We start from the raw sequence: 17302 nt of genomic DNA, 5'->3' as shown, positions 1-17302 counted from the left end.
ATTCTCCATCCATCTCAGTTCTCCAACACCCAGGTGTCCTTGGTACCACCACCCTGCGAGGAGTTCACCACCAGCGAACCCTCGCGCAGCGCGACCCGGGTCAGGCCGCCAGGTACCATGCCGACGCTCTTCCCGGAGAGCACAAAGGGGCGCAGATCGAGGTGCCGCGGAGCGACGCCCGACTCGACAAAGGTCGGGCAGTTGGACAGGGCCAGTGTCGGCTGGGCAATGTATTTCTCCGGAGCGGCAAGAATGCGCGCGCGGAAGTCCTCGATCTCGGCCTTGGTCGACGCCGGCCCGACCAGCATCCCATAGCCGCCGGCACCATGCACTTCCTTGACCACCAGTTCCGGCAAGTGCGCCAGTACATACTTGAGATCGTCGGGCTTGCGCAGCATCCACGTGGGAACATTGTGCAGGGTCGGCTCCTCGCCAAGATAGAAGCGGATCATCTCCGGGACGTAGGGGTAGATCGACTTGTCGTCGGCGACACCGGCGCCAATGGCGTTGGCCAGATTGACGTTACCCGCCTGATAGGCGCCGAGCAGGCCTGGGACACCAAGCATCGATTCCTTGTTGAACGCCAGCGGATCAAGGAAGTCATCGTCGATCCGGCGGTAGATCACGTCGACTCGCTGCGGGCCCTGCGTCGTGCGCATGAAAACTGTCTGCTCCTTGACGAAGAGATCGCGCCCCTCGACGAGTTCGACTCCCATCTGCTGAGCCAGGAAGCTGTGTTCGAAGTAGGCGCTGTTATACGCGCCGGGGGTCAAGACCACGACCGTCGGGTCACTGACCCCTCTCGGTGCCACGGTGCGCAGGTTTTCCAGCAGCATGTCGGGATAGTGCTGCACCGGCGCAATCATGTGCCGCGAGAAGAGCTCGGGAAAAAGGCGCATCATCATCTTGCGGTCTTCGAGCATGTACGAGACGCCGGACGGCACGCGCAGGTTGTCTTCGAGAACGTAGGACTCGCCCGCCCCGGCACGCACGATATCGACACCCGCGATGTGGGCGTAGATTCCAGCCGGCAGGTCGACGCCGATCATCTCGCGCCGGAACTGGGCGTTGTTCAGTACCTGCTCGGCCGGAATGTGGCCGGCGCCGAGAATTTCCTGATCATGGTAAATGTCGTGCAGAAAGGCGTTCAGGGCTTTGACCCGTTGCCACAAGCCGGCCTGCAGGGCCGTCCACTCGGTCGCCGGAATGATGCGCGGGATGATGTCAAAGGGAATCAGGCGCTCGGTACCGGACTTCTCACCGTAGACGGCGAAGGTGATGCCCAGGCGATGAAATGCCGTGTCGGCCTCGGCCCGTTTGCTCGCCAGGCGCTCGGGCGAGGTCGCTGACAACCAGTCCGCGAAACCCTCGTAATGAGCGCGCAAGTTTCCGTCGGCATCGTACATCTCGTTGTAGAAATCTGCATTCATGAGGCTCACCGCCAGTGTGGGTTAAGATTTGACAAGCAGAAACCGTGCCAAACGACAAATAAGCCTCAAGCGGGGCGAGGCCACGCAAAGAGGCGCGGGAGACGCCAGCGAAAGGTGCGCGAAACGCTCTTTAACGCACCGTTACGGTGCATGGCGGGCCAACACGGGGTCACTCGGGCGCCGCCGCAGAATGGGTGAAGGCCTGGATTACACAGGGTGATCACGCCGCCGGGCAAGCATCAGGGTGGCTGACGCAGACCCGCTGTAGTATATTAGCGCTTTCTTATAGTAAACCGGGAGCGATCATGAAAGTGTCCACCGCAGCAGTTCTTGCCCTATCACTCGCCACTGCCACGCAGGCCGTCCACGCGCAGGATACTGCGGCACTGATGAGCGAAACGCGCAAGACGGCAACGCCGGTCCTGCCAAAGGTGGTGCAGGCAATGCAGACAGCAGTTCAGGAACAGGGCCCGGTTGCTGCCATCTCCATCTGCAAGGAAAAAGCACCGCAATTGCTGCAGGAAATGCGACAGCAAACCGGCTGGGCTATCCACCGCGTCAGCCTTAAGGCGCGCAACGCGACGACGGGCACCCCTGACGCCTGGGAGGCGCGACAGCTGGCTGAATTCAACATCCAGGCGGCCAACGGGGCCGAACTGCAGCACCTGGAAGTCGGCGAGATCGTGGTTACCGGCAACGGACAACGCCAGTTCCGCTACATGAAAGCACTGCCGGCCATCGAGGTGTGCCAGACCTGTCACGGCCCCGCTGATTCACTGCCACCCGAACTCAGGGCCGCCCTGGCCAAAGACTACCCGCATGATCGCGCCACCGGCTACGTCGCTGGCGAGATACGCGGCGCCTTGTCTGTGACGCGGCCACTGTAAGCCAAGGAAGGCGTCATTCAGACCGCGGCAGCGATGCGGCCGAGCTTCGTCGCCAACCGGGCAGGCGTTTTGTGCAGGGTGCCGCGCGGAGATCGCGCTTCAGGTCGCCCGCGCCGTCGCCCAATGAAGATCGTTCCTGACCCGCCAACGGCGGGCGCCGGAAATCCTCGCACGAATTTTGCTTACAGGTACATCAGGGCTTGTGCCGCGCCAGTTGGGCTGCGCTAGCCGCGCTGATCGCACTGATCGCGCTAAAGCCAGGCCCTGGCGGGCCACCCTGATTAGCGAAAGACGAGATGAGAACAGCGACGATTTTTCCCTGGCCTGCGCGCTCGCCCAGGTCCACCGGGCAAGAGCGATGAGCGCCGATAGCGGCACGCCGGGCGCGCTTATCAGCGCCTTCAAGAAGCGCCTCCAGGACGGTCAAAGGGCGATCGGTGAGCAGTTCCTGGCCACGGGAGACGCTCTCCACCTGCTCCACGAGCGCTGCCACTCGATCGACGAGGTCCTCCGCGAGCTCTGGTACGGGCTGAACCTGCCGCCCACGCTGGCGCTGCTTGCCGTCGGTGGTTACGGAAGAGGCGAACTGTACCCGGCTTCCGACATCGACCTCTTGATTCTGCTCCCTGAGCAAGCCGACGACGCCCTGTCCACAAAGCTCGAACACCTGGTCTGCCTGCTCTGGGACATCGGCCTGGACACCGGCCACAGCGTGCGCACCATCGAGCAGTGCCTGGAGCAGGCCGCCGGAAACATCACCGTGCGCACGGCGATGATCGAAGCGCGCCTGTTGATCGGCAGCGCGCCACTTTTCGCCGACTTCTCGCTGCGCATAAACCGCGACATGAACGCTGCCGATTTTTTCCAGAACAAACGAATCGAACAGGAGGACCGTCACCAGCGATTCGCCGACACACCGTACAGCCTGGAGGCGAACTGCAAGGAAGGGCCGGGGGGCCTGCGCGACCTACAGGCGATTCTGTGGATCACGCAAGCGGCCGGCTATGGCCGGTGCTGGAAGGACCTCGCACAACGTGGCTTCATCACGCCAGACGAGGAGAAGCTTCTGGAAGACAGCGAGGCCTTCCTGCGCGGGCTGCGCACGCGCCTGCACCTGCTCGCCGGCCGCCGTGAAGATCGCCTGCTCTTCGAGTACCAGACAGCACTGGCCGAGCAGCTCGGCTTCATGGCCACGGACGCCCGCCGAGCCAGCGAGCAACTGATGCAGCTGTACTACCGGCGAGCGAAAACGGTACTGCAGATCAACGCCATCCTGCTCCAGAACATCGGCGCCGCGCTCGTGCCCCCGCGGCAAGAACCACCGCAGCCGATCAACGAACGTTTCCAGAATGCGCACGAATTGCTCGACGTGGTGCACGAAGACGTCTTCAGCGACGCCCCGCAGGCCATCCTCGAGGCTTTTCTGCTCCTCCAGCAACACGCGGGCCTGCACGGCATGACCGCCCGTGCGCAGCGCGCCCTGTGGCGAGCCCGCACCCTGATCGATGATGATTTCCGGCAGCAGCCGGCCAACCGTACTCATTTTCTCGAGCTATTCACCTACGGTCATCGCCTGACGCAGACCTTGCGACGGATGAACCAGCTGGGTGTCCTCGGTCGCTACCTGCCGAACTTCGGACGCGTTGTCGGGCAGATGCAGCACGACCTGTTTCACGTGTACACCGTTGATCAACACATTCTGCAGGTGATACGCCGACTAAGGCGGTTCACGATGGAAGAATTCGCGCACGAATACCCGCTCTGCAGCCGCCTGATCAGCGACTTCGGCAATCCCTGGGTGCTGTACATCGCCGCGCTCTTTCATGACATCGCCAAAGGGCGCGGTGGCGATCACTCGGAACTCGGGGAGGCCGATGCGCGGCAGTTCTGCTCGCTCCACGGTCTGGCCGAAGAGGAAGGCGAGCTGGTCGTCTGGCTGGTCGGCCAGCACCTGCTGATGTCCCGAACAGCGCAAAAGCAGGACATCTCCGACCCGGCCGTGATTTCTCGATTCGCCGCCATCATCGGCGACGAACGGCATCTCGTCGCCCTCTATCTGTTGACCGTCGCCGACATCCGCGGCACCAGCCCCAAAGTCTGGAATGCGTGGAAGGGCCAGTTGCTCGAACAACTGTTCAGCGCCAGCCGGCGACACCTGCTGTCGAGCGAGGCACCGCCAATGGCCGAGGGAGTCATTGTTCAGCGACAACAGGAAGCGCGGCGCCTGATGCGCTTCTTCGCACTTCCCGAAACGATCCATGAACGCCTCTGGGAACAGGTCGACACAGTGTATTTCCTCCGCCAGTCGGCCGAGGAAATAGCCTGGCACGCGCGCGTCCTCTACGACCACCGGCACGCCGACAAGCCGCTGGTCAAGGCGCGCCTCAGCCCCCTCGGGGGCGGCCTCGAGGTGATGGTTTACACGCACGACCAGCGCGACCTGTTCGTACGCCTGGTCGGCTTCTTCAGCCGCGCGGCCTACAGCATCGTCGATGCCAAGATCCACACCACCCGTGATGGCTACGCCCTCGACACATTCGTCCTGCTCGATGTCGGTGATCGTGGCAGCAATCGCGAAATGATCAGTTACATCGAGCACGAACTGCTCGAACGCCTTTCCGGGGCATCGCCGGCCGACATACCCGGCGGTGGACGCGTCTCGCGTCAGGTCAGGCACTTCCCGCTGCAGCCGCAGGTAACGATCCAGCCGCTGGTCAGCCTCGAACCCGACGAGACCGGAAAGCTCTTCGTGCTCACGGTCGTCGCTGCCGATCGCCCCGGTTTGCTGTTCATCATCGCAACGCAACTGGCAGCCCATGGCGCCAATCTGCATACCGCCAAGATTGCCACGCTCGGCGAACGTGTCGAAGACACTTTCCTGATCAGCGGCAGCCATCTAGAGGACAGCGCAGGGCGTGTCAAACTGGAGGCTGATCTGCTCAAGGAGTTGCAGATTTGACGCCCCCGCTGCCCGTCCTCAACCGTGTCCGCCGCCAACGCGGCGCCACGGTGCATGCCGCCTTTCTTGAACTTTCCCCGCCTCTGTCCTGGAGCTGATCGTGTCCATTCATGTTGCCCTCAACCACGTCACACATTATCGCTATGACCGCCCGATCAGCCTGGCACCGCAGGTTGTCCGCTTGCGGCCGGCTCCGCATTCGCGCACCCCTATCCTGAGCTACTCGCTGAAAGTGACGCCGGCGCAGCACTTCATCAACTGGCAGCAGGACCCGCAGGCCAACTATCTGGCGCGCCTGGTATTCCCCAAGAAAACCAGCGAGTTTTGCATTGAAGTCGATCTGGTGGCCGAGATGTCGGTGATCAACCCCTTCGACTTCTTTCCCGAGCCCTACGCCGCGACATTTCCGTTCAAGTACGAGGCCTGGCAGCGCGAAGAGCTCGAACCTTATCTCGCGCCCTTGCCGCTGACCCCATTGCTGGCTGACTTTCTCGCCACCGTCCCCAGGGAGCCGCGCGCCAGCGTCGATTTCCTGGTCGCTCTCAACCAGCAGGTGCAGGGCAAGGTCGGTTACGTCATCCGCCTCGAGGCGGGCGTGCAGACGCCCGAGGAAACGCTTGGACTGGCGCTCGGCTCGTGCCGCGACTCGGCCTGGTTGCTGGTCCAGGTGCTGCGCAATCTCGGCCTGGCGGCGCGCTTTGTTTCCGGCTACCTGATCCAGCTGGTACCCGACGTAAAGTCGCTCGATGGGCCTTCGGGAACCGATCACGACTTCACCGATCTGCACGCCTGGTGCGAGGTGTACCTGCCCGGAGCCGGCTGGATTGGCCTCGACCCGACCTCGGGTCTGTTCGCTGGCGAAGGGCACATTCCACTCGCCTGTTCGCCGCAGCCCTCTTCTGCGTCGCCGATCACCGGCCTGACCGAGAAATGCGAATGCCAGTTCGAGCACCACATGCAGATCGAACGTGTCTGGGAAGCACCCCGGGTGACCCGCCCGTACAGCGACGCGCAGTGGCAGCAGATCGAGGCTCTCGGCCATCAGATTGACGCCGACCTCGTCCGTGATGACGTCCGCCTGACCATGGGTGGCGAACCAACTTTCGTCTCGATCGACGACCACGACGGCCCGGAATGGAACACCGAAGCGCTCGGCCCGACGAAAAGGGTTCGCGCCGCGGAGATCTTTCGCCGTTTGCAGGAAAAGTATGCCGTGCACGGACTGCAGCACTTCGGCCAGGGCAAGTGGTACCCGGGAGAGCAATTGCCGCGCTGGTCTCTGAACTGTTTCTGGCGACGCGACGGGCAGCCACTTTGGAGCAATCCGGCCCTCTACGCCAACGAAAACCAGGACTACGGTGCCGACGAAGAACTTGCCGGGCGCTTCCTGCACCGACTCGCCGAGCACCTGGCAATCGACCCGAAGTATGTCTTTGCCGCCTACGAGGACGTCTACTATCACCTGTGGCGAGAAGACCGGCTGCCGGTCAACGTAGACCCCTTCGACGCCCGCCTCGACGATGCGCTGGAACGCAAGCGCCTGGCCCAGGTTTTCCGCCAGGGGCTCGATCAGGTCGTCGGTCACGTGCTGCCGCTGAAGGCCCGTCCGCAGGGGGGCTGGCAAAGCGGCCCGTGGTACCTGCGCGGCGGGCGCTGCTACCTGGTCCCCGGCGACTCGCCGGTCGGCTATCGACTGCCGCTCGATTCGCAGCCCTGGGTGGCGAAAGCGGACTATCCCTACGTGCACGCTCCCGACCCAACGCAGACTTTCCCGGCGCTGCGCCCGGCCAGCGACATTCGCGCGCAGTTCGCCATCAGCCGCAGCCTCGGACTACCGGCCGTCAACGCCGCGGTGAGCGGTGCAGCCTTTGCCGAGAAGGCACGGGAAGGCGTCGCGGAGGCGCTTGCCCGCACCGCCGAGGCTCCCGACTGCGCTGATGAAACCTCACCGGGAGACGGCGAGTCGGCGACTCTGGTCACCCGGACCTCGGTTTCGGCGCAGGCCCGCGATGGTGTGCTTTACATTTTCATGCCGCCAACCGAGACGCTCGACGACTATCTCGAACTGATTGGCGCCGTCGAAGCGACCGCCGAAGCGCTCGCCTCGCCGGTCATCGTCGAAGGCTACGAGCCGCCCAGCGATCCGCGCCTGACCAACTTCCGGGTCACCCCGGATCCCGGCGTGATCGAGGTCAACATCCAGCCGTCAGCCACCTGGGATGAACTCGTCGCCCGCACGACGCATCTCTACGACGCCGCCCACCTGTCGCGCCTGTGTACCGAGAAATTCATGCTCGACGGCCGCCACACCGGTACGGGCGGCGGCAACCACTTCGTCTTTGGTGGCGCAACGACGCTCGACTCACCTTTCCTGCGCCGGCCTGATCTGTTGCGCAGCCTGATCAGCTACTGGCACAACCATCCATCGCTCTCCTATCTGTTCTCGGGCCTGTTCATCGGCCCGACCAGCCAGTCGCCGCGCGTCGACGAGGCGCGCAACGATTCGGTATACGAATTGGAGATCGCCTTCAGTCAGTTGCCCAGGGCGACCGCCGACGCCAGCGAATGCGTCGCCCCCTGGGTCATCGACAGGGCGCTGCGCAATCTGCTCATCGACTCGACCGGCAATACCCATCGCGCCGAGTTCTGCATCGACAAGCTGTACTCGCCTGACGGCGCCACCGGCCGGCTCGGCTTGCTCGAAATGCGGGCCTTTGAAATGCCCCCGCACGCGCGCATGTCGCTGGCCCAGCAACTGCTGTTGCGGGCGCTGATCGCCCACTTCTGGCGCACGCCCTACGCACCCGGGCGACTGGTCCGCTGGGGTACCGAACTGCACGATCGCTTCATGCTGCCGCACTTCGTGAAGCAGGACTTCGACGACGTCATCGCCGACCTCGGCGGCGCCGGCTATGCGCTCGACAGTGCGTGGTTCGCGCCGCATTTCGAATTCCGCTTCCCGGCGCATGGCCGTATTTCGGCATTGGGCATGGAGCTGGAATTGCGCCATGCGCTCGAACCCTGGCACGTAATGGGCGAACAGGGCGCGATCGGCGGCACGGCGCGCTACGTAGACTCCTCGCTCGAACGCCTGCAGGTGAAGCTGACCGGCATGGCCAGTGACCGCTATGTCCTCGCCTGCAACGGCCACACGGTGCCGCTGCGGTCGACCGGCAAGGTCGGCGAGTATGTCGCCGGCGTTCGCTACCGTGCCTGGAACCCGCCCTCGGCACTGCATCCGACGATCGGCGTGCACGTGCCTCTGGTTTTCGACCTGGTCGACACCTGGATGAAGCGCTCGCTCGCCGGCTGCCAATACCATGTCGAGCATCCCGGCGGTCGCAACCCCGATCGTTACCCGGTCAACGCCAACGAGGCCGAGGGGCGCCGTCTGGCACGCTTCACGGCTTTCGGTCATACGCCCGGCGCGATCGAGGGGCAAGCAGCACCGCACAATACTGGCTTCCCGTTTACGCTAGACTTGCGGCGCTCCTGAAACCAGCTGGCCCGGGGTACTCCCGGGCCTGTTCATTTGATGCCGCGATCCTTGCTGTCAAGCTACCCGCAAACACCCGATCGCTTCGACGAGATGCTCGCCGAAGGCGGCGGCATTCGCCCCGCGTGGCAGCCTTTCTTTGCTCACCTGGAAGCGGCTACACCCGAGCAGATGCGCCACCGGCTCGATTACGTTCGCCGACGCATCCTCGAAAACGGCGTCACCTACAACGTCTATGCGGATCCCGAAGGCGCCGACCGGCCCTGGGAACTCGATCCGCTGCCGCTGATTCTCGGCGCTGACGAGTGGCAACAGCTGGCCAGCGCCGTAAAGCAACGTGCCCGTCTGCTCAACGCAGTCCTGCGCGACCTCTACGGCGAGCAAACGCTGCTCAAGGACGGCACTCTGCCGCCAGCGCTGGTCTACGGCCACAACAACTTTCTCTGGCCCTGCCAGGGCGTCAAGCCCGCCGGCGACACTTACCTGCACCTGTACGCGGCCGATCTGGCACGCTCGCCTGACGGTCGATGGTGGGTGATCGCCGACCGCACCCAGGCGCCCTCCGGCGCCGGTTACGCGCTCGAAAACCGAACCATTGTCGGGCGTGTCTTCCCCGAGCAGTTCCGCGACCTGAACGTCCAGCACCTCGCGTCCTTCTTCCGTGAACTTCAGGACGCGCTGGCGCATTGGGCTCCCCACGCCGGCGAGGCGCCACTGATCGTCCTGCTGACACCCGGCCCCTACAACGAAACCTACTTCGAGCACGCCTATCTGGCACGCTACCTCGGTTTTCCTCTCGTCGAAGGGCAGGATCTGACCGTTCGCGGCGAGTCCGTCTACCTGAAGACGCTCAACGGCTTGCGCCGTGTACATGCGATCCTGCGCCGCCTCGACGACGACTACTGCGATCCGCTCGAACTGCGCGGCGACTCGGCGCTCGGCGTCCCCGGCCTCCTGCAGGCGGTACGCGCAGGCACGGTCCTGGTTGCCAACGCGCTTGGCAGCGGCCTGCTGGAGTCGGCGGCGCTACCGGGATTCCTGCCCGGCGCCTGCGCGAAGCTGCTCGGAGAGCCATTGGCAATGCCGTCGGTGGCGACATGGTGGTGCGGTGAACGGGCGGCGCTGGACTATACCATCGCCAACCTGGACCACCTGGTGATCAAGGGTTCCTACCCCTCGCAGCATTTCGACCCCTTGTTCGGCAACGAACTGTCCGGCAGCGGCAGGGACGAGATGATCGCCCGCTTGCGCGCCCGGCCGCAAGCCTATGTCGCGCAGGAACTGGTCAATTACTCACAGGCTCCGGCCTGGGGCCCGCAGCACAAGCGGCGCCTGCTACCGCGCGGCGTCGGCCTGCGCGTCTATGTCACCGCCACGCCGAACGGGCATGTGGTGATGCCGGGTGGCCTGACGCGCGTCTCGGCGGCATCGAACGCGCGCATCATCTCGATGCAGCGGGGCGGCTCGAGCAAGGATACCTGGGTGTCGACCGATGCCGTGGTGAGCACGTTCAGCCTGCTCAAGCACTCGGTCGGCAAGGCCGATCTGGTCCGCGGCGGCGACAGGCTGTCCTCGCGGGTGGTCGAGAATCTGTACTGGTTCGGGCGTTACAGCGAGCGCTGCGACAAGACCGCGCGCCTGTTGCGCGTTGCCCTGTCGCGCCTGGTGGACGCCGGTGACGATGCGCTGCCAGCACTGACTTCAGCACTGGACCTGTGCCTGGCGCTCAAGCTTCTGCCCGTCGCCGAGCCCAAACCCGCCGGCGCCAGCGAGGCGAAAGTGCCGACCTCGCAGGCAGAGCGCGAAAGTCTGATGCTCGCGGCCATCTGCGGCGAGGAATGGGGCAGCGGGCTCGCTGGCGATCTCCGCCGCCTGCTGTGGGTGGCAGCACAGGTTCGCGAACGCTTCTCGCTCGACAACTGGCATGCTCTCAATCGCCTGCAGCACCGCTTGCAAGCCTACAGCCGGCTGGGCAACGACGAATCACGTCCCGAACTGGGCGAAGCACTCGCCTTTCTCGACCAGGTCTTGCTGGCGTCGTCGTCCCTGGCCGGCTTCGCGATGGACAACATGACGCGCGATGACGGCTGGCGTCTGCTGATCATCGGCCGACGTATCGAACGGCTGATCTTTCTCGCCAAAACGGTCGCCCACTTCCTGCGCCTGCAGTCGACCCGCGCACCGGGGGGGCTCGAGTGGTTGCTCGAACTGACCGACAGCATCATCACCTACCGTTCGCGCTACATGACGCAGCCAGAGCTCCTGCCAACGCTCGACCTGATCGTCTTTGACGATGCCAACCCGCACTCGGTCAGTTTTCAGTTGCACATTCTGCTCCGTTACCTTGACCAGTTGGCGCGCTTGCTCGGCGGCCCGCGTGAAGATGCACTGCCGTCGGTGCTGGAGCGACTGCAGGCCTTCGATCTTGCCAATTTCGAGGGCCAGAGCTTCGGCGACTGCCGTGCTTGCGACCCCTGTCTGCAACTGGCCAGCATTCTCGACCAGTCAGCAGCCGCCGCAGCCGCCCTTTCGGACCGCTTGGCGATGCGCTATTTCAGTCACGTCGGCGACGTCAGTCGCTACACTTTCACCTCTTGATCACCGTGACCTTGCCCGCCGCCCGCTACCATGTGGTTCATGAAACGACCTACCGTTACGACAGCCCGGTTTCGCTGTCGCGCCAACTGCTGCACCTGACGCCGCGCGATTGCCCGTGGCAACGTTGCCTGGCACACCAGATCACCGTGTCGCCCGACCCCACCAGCAACCGCGAGCGACACGACAGCTTCGGTAATCCGGTCAGGGAACTGAGCATCGAGTTTCCCCACGACAGCCTCCAGGTCAGGGCCGAGAGCACCATCGAGGTATTGCCGCACTTGCCGGTTGACGCACAGCTGGCCCGCCTTGCCTGCTCACCGGAAGCAGTCGACGCCCGCGGCCGGCAGAGGGCGGCAGGCAGCTTGCACGCCTCACCGGCATGGGAAAAGGTGCGCGATGCGCTGGACTATGGATCGCGGCCGGTCCTGGTCGACGCCAGTCGCTTCCAGTTCGAATCTCCGCACGTGCGCGTGAAACACGAGTTCGCCAGCTACGCCAGCAGCTGCTTCTCGCCGCAGAGGCCGCTTCTGGAGGCGGTTCTGGCGCTGATGAGCCGCATCTACCAAGACCTGGAGTTCGACCCCGAAGCGACGACGGTGGCCACCCCCGTGCTGCAGGTGCTGGCCGACAAACGCGGCGTCTGTCAGGATTTTGCACACCTGATGCTCTCCTGTCTGCGCTCGCAGGGTCTGGCTGCACGCTATGTGAGCGGTTACCTGCTCACCCACCCGCCAGCGGGACAAGCCAGAATGGTCGGCGCCGACGCGTCACACGCCTGGATCTCCTTGTACTGCCCGGGACCGGAAGGAGGCTACTGGGTCGACTTCGATCCGACCAACAACCTGTTGCCCGACACCCAGCACATCACGCTGACCTGGGGACGCGACTTCGCCGACGTATCACCACTGCGTGGTGTCATTCTCGGCGGTGACGCACACGAACTCGACGTTGCGGTGACCGTGACGCCGCTGGCCGAAGGAGCGGACGAGTAGGGCGTCGGCGCGGAGAGGTGCGTCTGCGCCAAAGGCGCAGCGAGCGCCCAGGGAGAAACGCACCACCGGGCGTTGGGGCGAGCAACGCGCAAGGGCTACGAGACGCTACCAGACGATCTGTACTTCCTGAATCACCTGCGGGGTCGCACGCTGAATGGTGAACTTGATGCCCGCCACCTCGATTACCGTTCCGACTTTCGGGATTTCGCGGGCATTCTCGAGGAGAAAGCCCGACAAGGTATCGTAGTCGCCCTCGGGCAGCTTCAGTCCCAGTTTCTCGTTGAGCATCGACGGGTCGGCGCGGGCGCTGACCAGGTAGTCATGATGGCCAAGCTTCTTCAGCCACTCGGCCGGCTTCTCCTGGCGGTCATACTCGTCCTGCATGTCCTCCATGACCTCCTCGATGATGTCCTCGATGGTGATGATTCCTTCCGCACCGCCGAACTCGTCCATCACCACGGCCATGGCATCGCCATCCTTGCGCAACTCGACGAGCATCGACTCGGCGCTCTTGCTGCCAGGAACATAGTGCGTCGGGCTAATGTAGGACTCGATCGAAGCAGACTCGTCCACGCCCAGCAGGTCCATCGTGTTGAGGACCCCGATGACGCGATCGATCCGCCCATCGAAGACGGGCAGACGGATGTGCGAGCCAGCGACTGCCAAACGAATCGCCTCACCCACCGTGCAGGTCTTCTCAACGGCATCGACGTCGATCAGCGGCACCATGACCTTTGAAACCGTCGCCTCTGAGAAATTGAACATGCGCCGGATCATGTTCTTTTCGATCAACTGGATATCACCGCCCTCGTGCGGTGGCATCTGCACCATGCTCTGAATCTGCTCGCGCAAGGTGAAGGGGTTGTGCTCCTCCGCACCACCGGCGAGCCGCGAAAGAACCTTCGACAGCGTCACGAAAACGATCAGGAGCGGAGAAAAGAGGATCGAGAAGAAGCGCAGCGCGTAGATCAGGTAGGGCGCCATGACGTCGGCGCGCTGCTGGAAGATGCTCTTGGGAACGATCTCACCGAACACCCAGATCAGGGGCGCGACGACGAGCACCGCCATCCAGCCACCGGCGTCGCCAAAGATGGAGATCATCATCGCGGTAGTGATCGTCGAGTTGGCGACCACAGCAATATTGGTCCCGACCAGCGTTGTCGACAGCAGCCATTCCGGCCTCTTCTCCAGCATATCGAGAGCCAGGCGAGCGCCCCGCGAACCCTTGGCCGCGTCGTGGCGCAGCTTCATGCGGTCGGCGCTGACGATGCCAAGCTCGGATCCGGAAAAGAAGGCTTCCGCGATCAGGCAGATGAACATGAACAGAATGGTGAGCCAGATATCCGCCATTTAGACGCCCTCCGCTTTCTTTGCCGGCTCGACTGGAACGTTTTCAGGCTCGGCAATCACCGCCATCGGGCTGCCAGACTCCTCGCTCATGCCCGGGCTCTCGACGCTGGCGCTTACTTCTTCGCCGTCGCTCGCTTTGGCGGGTGGCTCGACCAGAACACGGCTGATGCGGTTGAACTCGACGCTCTCGACGGTCAGCTTCATGCCACAAAGGACAATCGACGCGCCGGTTGCCGGCAGCTCGCCGAAGGCGTCGAGCAAGGCACCGGCGATGGTCTCGGCGTCTTCACAGTCGATGGTCACCGCGAAGGCCTGGTTGAATTCGTCCAGAGACATTCCGGCATCGATCAACCGGCGGCCATCGTCGAATTCACTCACCAGGTGCCGGTCAGGGTCCTCACTGTCGGAGGGACTGCCAATCTCACCGAAGACGCACTCCAGAAGGTCTTCCATGGTGACCAGACCGGTGACGCCGCCATACTCGTCCACGATCAGCGCGAAGGAGAGCTTGCGCTGCCGAAAGGTATGAAACAACTCCACCGCCGGCTTTGATTCAGGGAAGAAATTCGGCTGCCGCAGGAGTTTACGAAATGCGTGCGGATCACGTTCCAACCTGCCCAGGTCGACACCCAGCAGGTCACGCGTGTGCAGGATGCCGAGGATGGTATCGCGACGCTCGCGAAAGATCGGGTAGCGTGACTGACGGGTAGCCTTGATCTGCGCAATCAGCTCGGGCACCGATAGATCCGCGGACAGAAATTCGATGTCCGAGCGCGGCCGCATGATATCGCTCAGCGACTTGTTGCCAAAGTCGAAGATCTTTTCGATGTAGTGCGCTTCCTGGCTGTCCAGCGCGCCTTCACCGACGGCGTCGGTGACCAGGGTACGGATCATGTCCTCGGTAACCAGATTGCCCTGCGAGCGCTGCTTTCCGACAACCAGGGTGATGAAGAACTCGGCGACATGGCGGATCACTTCGCGCAGCGGGGTGATCAGACGGGCAAAGAGATGGATTGGGCGGGCCTGGAAACTGGCAAAGGCGACGTTGTTGCGAATCGCCAGGACCTTCGGGGTAATCTCGCCGAACAAGAGCAGGATCGGCACCATCACCAGGAGATTGAGCATGTCGTTCTCCGCTCCGAACAGTTTGATGATCACCGCAGCGGAGATCACCGAAGCAGCGACATTGACGAATTCGTTGCCAATGAGGATGGTCACGATCAGGCGGCGTGGCTCACTGCGCAAGCGCTCGATCAGATCAACGCGCGGGTTCTTGGCCCTGCGCATCTGATCGAGGTGGAATGAACTCAGCGAAAAGAGCGCCGTTTCGGTACTCGAGAAAAAGCCCGAAAACGCCAGCAGGACGACAAAAACCCCCAGCTCCATCCAGAGTGCTGGATCCATTCTTTACCCCCCAGAAACAAAGTGCACGCAGCTCTAGAACAAACCGCCGGAAGCGCGAAATCCCCAGAAAGCGAGCCACACGGGTAATTCGGCAGAAATGCAATCGCCATGAACATGCGTTGTGGACAGAAATCCTGCCCGTGCGCGCGCACGGCCGCTGATTATCAGTGAGCGTGGGGGCGAAGTCAAACCGTCGGCCGGACAATATTCGACGCGCCGATTGCTGCGCGCCCTGGATTTTTTCCAATTCACGACAAGTCATGACGTCAGAATTCTGACGACGCTAGCCAGCAGAGGCAGCGAGGCGCCGGGTGATCGCCTCCCGGCGGGCGCGAACATTGCGCCAGTTAGCCAACTCGTGTATCAACGCAAGAGTTGCCGTTTGCCACATCTTCGTTCATCGCAACCTCTGCCTGACCCACACCGGGAGCCATTTCACTGTGTCTGAAGCGTTCTTGCTGCTGATCATGCTCGCCGTCTCGGCCTTCTTCTCTGGCTCGGAGACTGCCCTCACGTCACTCTCCCGGGCACGTACCGAATCGCTGCTCGCTGAACGACGCCTCGGAGCCAAGGCCCTGCACCGGATGAAGAGCAATCTCAACCGAACGCTGGTGATCATCCTTATCGGCAACAACCTGGTCAACACCGCCACCGCGACCCTGGCCACCGTGGTGGCCACCGAACATTTTGGCCACCTTGGTCCAGGTCTTGCCGTCGGCGGCATCACCTTGCTGCTGCTGGTGTTTGGCGAGATCACCCCGAAGACCTACGCCTCGCGCTACGCAATCGTCGTCGCGCTACTTGCGGCAAAACCGCTGGAAGTTCTCGGCAAACTGCTCTTTCCCCTGGTTTGGGCGCTGGAGAAGCTCATCCACTGGATGCACAGCCTCACCAGCCCGCCCAAGGATCCCAGCATCACCGAGTCGGAACTCATCGCGCTGGCCGCGCACGGCACCGAGGAAGGATCGATCGAGGCCGGTGAACACCTGATGATTCGGCGAATTTTCGATTTCAGTACGCTGCGCGCCAGCGACATCATGGTGCACCGCCACCAGATCTTCTCCCTCGACGGCAATCGCAGCATCCGCAGCGCGCTGGACGAGATCATCGCCAGCTCGCACTACCGGATTCCGCTGCACTCCGGAAATCCGGAAGAAATCAACCACGTGATCACCCTGCAAACGGTGCTCCGTGAAGTCGCGCAAGGCAACCTGGACAAACCCCTCAAGGACATAGGCAGCGACCCCCTGTTCGTCCCGCCCAACCAGCCGATCGACAGCCTTCTGGACGTGCTCAAGGCGGACAAGGAGCGACTGATGGTGGTGGTCAACGAGTTCGGCGCCCTGCTCGGTATCTTTACGCTGGAAGACGTTCTCGAAGAGCTGGTCGGCGACATCTATGACGACCAGGAGGCGCCAAGAGGAGACCAGGCGCTGCTCATGAAGCCAGGCGGGAACGAGCTGGTCGTCGATGGCACGACCGAACTGCGCGTCCTCGAGGGCTACTTCGGACAGGAGCTCAGCGGCAAGCCCTACGACTCGGCAAATCTGTGGATCATCACTCATCTCGAACGCATTCCGGCAGCCGGCGAGTGCATCGCCCTCGAAGGCCTTGAGGTCAAGATCGAGCGGGCATCGCGGCGACGCATCCACGAGGTGCGTATCTGCCGTCGACCAACTGTCGCCTCCAGAGCAGAGGGAAAAGAGCCAGCGGCGAAAGAAAGCGACTCAAACGAGAACGCGTAATGCTGCAACACCTCTCTCTGATCAGCCGACGAGCGTAGCACCCACTCCCTGATTGCGAAATTGACTCTTGGCGGCGCATGGCAACCGTGTTTATAATGTGCGGCTAAGCTGTACCATGCCCACCTGAACCTTGGATGAGTCTATGCCTGCCATTCGCGTAAAAGAAAATGAACCGTTCGAAGTTGCCATCCGGCGCTTCAAGCGCACCGTAGAGAAAACCGGCCTGCTGACCGAACTCAGGGCTCGCGAGTTCTACGAGAAGCCCACCGCCGAGCGCAAGCGCAAGCTGGCCGCCGCGGTCAAGCGCCATCACAAGCGCATGCGCAGCCAGACCCTGCCTCCCAAGCTGTTCTAGAGATCGTAAGCGTTGCCAGCACGGCCGCCCGTCTATAGATGGGCGGCTTTTGGCGCTTCCGAAACGCCAGTATCCGCGGGCTGAGA

At 63.0% G+C, this 17302-nt stretch carries 10 protein-coding genes; 7 read left to right on the top strand and 3 right to left on the bottom strand.

Annotation, left to right across the window (positions count from 1 at the left end):
• Positions 1 to 14: 14 nt before the first annotated feature.
• Positions 15 to 1430 (bottom strand): circularly permuted type 2 ATP-grasp protein, encoded by a 1416-nt coding sequence (locus tag QZ634_RS21130; RefSeq protein ID WP_291991433.1) that lies wholly within the window; start codon positions 1428 to 1430, stop codon positions 15 to 17.
• A 305-nt stretch (positions 1431 to 1735) separates the two neighbouring features.
• Here QZ634_RS21130 and QZ634_RS21125 point away from each other — a divergent pair, with 305 nt between their 5' ends.
• The 5 genes from QZ634_RS21125 (at position 1736) to QZ634_RS21105 (ending at position 12362) form a co-directional block, all read left to right on the top strand.
• A complete protein-coding gene (locus QZ634_RS21125; protein ID WP_291991432.1) occupies positions 1736 to 2317 on the top strand; it encodes a DUF3365 domain-containing protein in 582 nt (193 codons plus the stop codon).
• A 358-nt stretch (positions 2318 to 2675) separates the two neighbouring features.
• Positions 2676 to 5276, top strand: a complete 2601-nt coding sequence (locus QZ634_RS21120) for a [protein-PII] uridylyltransferase (protein ID WP_291991431.1) — start codon at positions 2676 to 2678, stop codon at positions 5274 to 5276.
• Positions 5277 to 5376: 100 nt separating this feature from the next.
• Positions 5377 to 8772 carry a transglutaminase family protein gene (locus QZ634_RS21115; RefSeq protein WP_291991430.1) on the top strand — a complete coding sequence of 1132 codons (3396 nt, stop codon included), beginning with the start codon at positions 5377 to 5379 and terminating at the stop codon, positions 8770 to 8772.
• A 39-nt stretch (positions 8773 to 8811) separates the two neighbouring features.
• Positions 8812 to 11370, top strand: coding sequence for a circularly permuted type 2 ATP-grasp protein (locus tag QZ634_RS21110; protein WP_291991429.1), 2559 nt, complete (start codon positions 8812 to 8814; stop codon positions 11368 to 11370).
• Between the two features lie 5 nt (positions 11371 to 11375).
• Positions 11376 to 12362, top strand: coding sequence for a transglutaminase family protein (locus QZ634_RS21105; RefSeq protein ID WP_291991428.1), 987 nt, complete (start codon positions 11376 to 11378; stop codon positions 12360 to 12362).
• 105 nt (positions 12363 to 12467) lie between these two features.
• On the opposite strand, the gene QZ634_RS21100 is transcribed toward QZ634_RS21105, so the two are convergent.
• The gene (locus QZ634_RS21100; RefSeq protein WP_291991427.1) at positions 12468 to 13712 is read right to left on the bottom strand and encodes a hemolysin family protein; all 1245 of its coding nucleotides are present in this window, start codon (positions 13710 to 13712) and stop codon (positions 12468 to 12470) included.
• Positions 13713 to 15116: a hemolysin family protein gene (locus QZ634_RS21095; protein WP_291991426.1), complete on the bottom strand. Its 1404-nt coding sequence runs from the start codon at positions 15114 to 15116 to the stop codon at positions 13713 to 13715. It abuts the gene before it with no gap.
• A 440-nt stretch (positions 15117 to 15556) separates the two neighbouring features.
• Between QZ634_RS21095 and QZ634_RS21090 the strand changes: the two genes are divergently transcribed.
• Both QZ634_RS21090 and rpsU read left to right on the top strand, forming a co-directional pair.
• Entirely contained in the window at positions 15557 to 16861 is a 1305-nt protein-coding gene (locus QZ634_RS21090; RefSeq protein ID WP_291991425.1) for a hemolysin family protein, read from the top strand.
• Between the two features lie 142 nt (positions 16862 to 17003).
• Positions 17004 to 17216: a 30S ribosomal protein S21 gene (rpsU, locus tag QZ634_RS21085; protein ID WP_042334924.1), complete on the top strand. Its 213-nt coding sequence runs from the start codon at positions 17004 to 17006 to the stop codon at positions 17214 to 17216.
• Positions 17217 to 17302: the final 86 nt, after the last annotated feature.

It is taken from the genome of Candidatus Accumulibacter sp. ACC007 (assembly GCF_907163205.1).
In the GTDB taxonomy this organism is placed as follows: domain Bacteria; phylum Pseudomonadota; class Gammaproteobacteria; order Burkholderiales; family Rhodocyclaceae; genus Accumulibacter; species Accumulibacter regalis.
This window is presented reverse-complemented; position numbering and strand designations above follow the sequence as displayed.

What these genes read in the sequence shown, in the direction of transcription:
- QZ634_RS21130 (WP_291991433.1), bottom strand. Translation starts at nt 1,430, where the DNA reads ATGAATGCAGATTTCTACAACGAGATGTACGATGCCGACGGAAACTTG.
- QZ634_RS21125 (WP_291991432.1), top strand. Translation starts at nt 1,736, where the DNA reads ATGAAAGTGTCCACCGCAGCAGTTCTTGCCCTATCACTCGCCACTGCC.
- QZ634_RS21120 (WP_291991431.1), top strand. Translation starts at nt 2,676, where the DNA reads ATGAGCGCCGATAGCGGCACGCCGGGCGCGCTTATCAGCGCCTTCAAG.
- QZ634_RS21110 (WP_291991429.1), top strand. Translation starts at nt 8,812, where the DNA reads ATGCCGCGATCCTTGCTGTCAAGCTACCCGCAAACACCCGATCGCTTC.
- QZ634_RS21100 (WP_291991427.1), bottom strand. Translation starts at nt 13,712, where the DNA reads ATGGCGGATATCTGGCTCACCATTCTGTTCATGTTCATCTGCCTGATC.
- QZ634_RS21095 (WP_291991426.1), bottom strand. Translation starts at nt 15,116, where the DNA reads ATGGATCCAGCACTCTGGATGGAGCTGGGGGTTTTTGTCGTCCTGCTG.
- rpsU (WP_042334924.1), top strand. Translation starts at nt 17,004, where the DNA reads ATGCCTGCCATTCGCGTAAAAGAAAATGAACCGTTCGAAGTTGCCATC.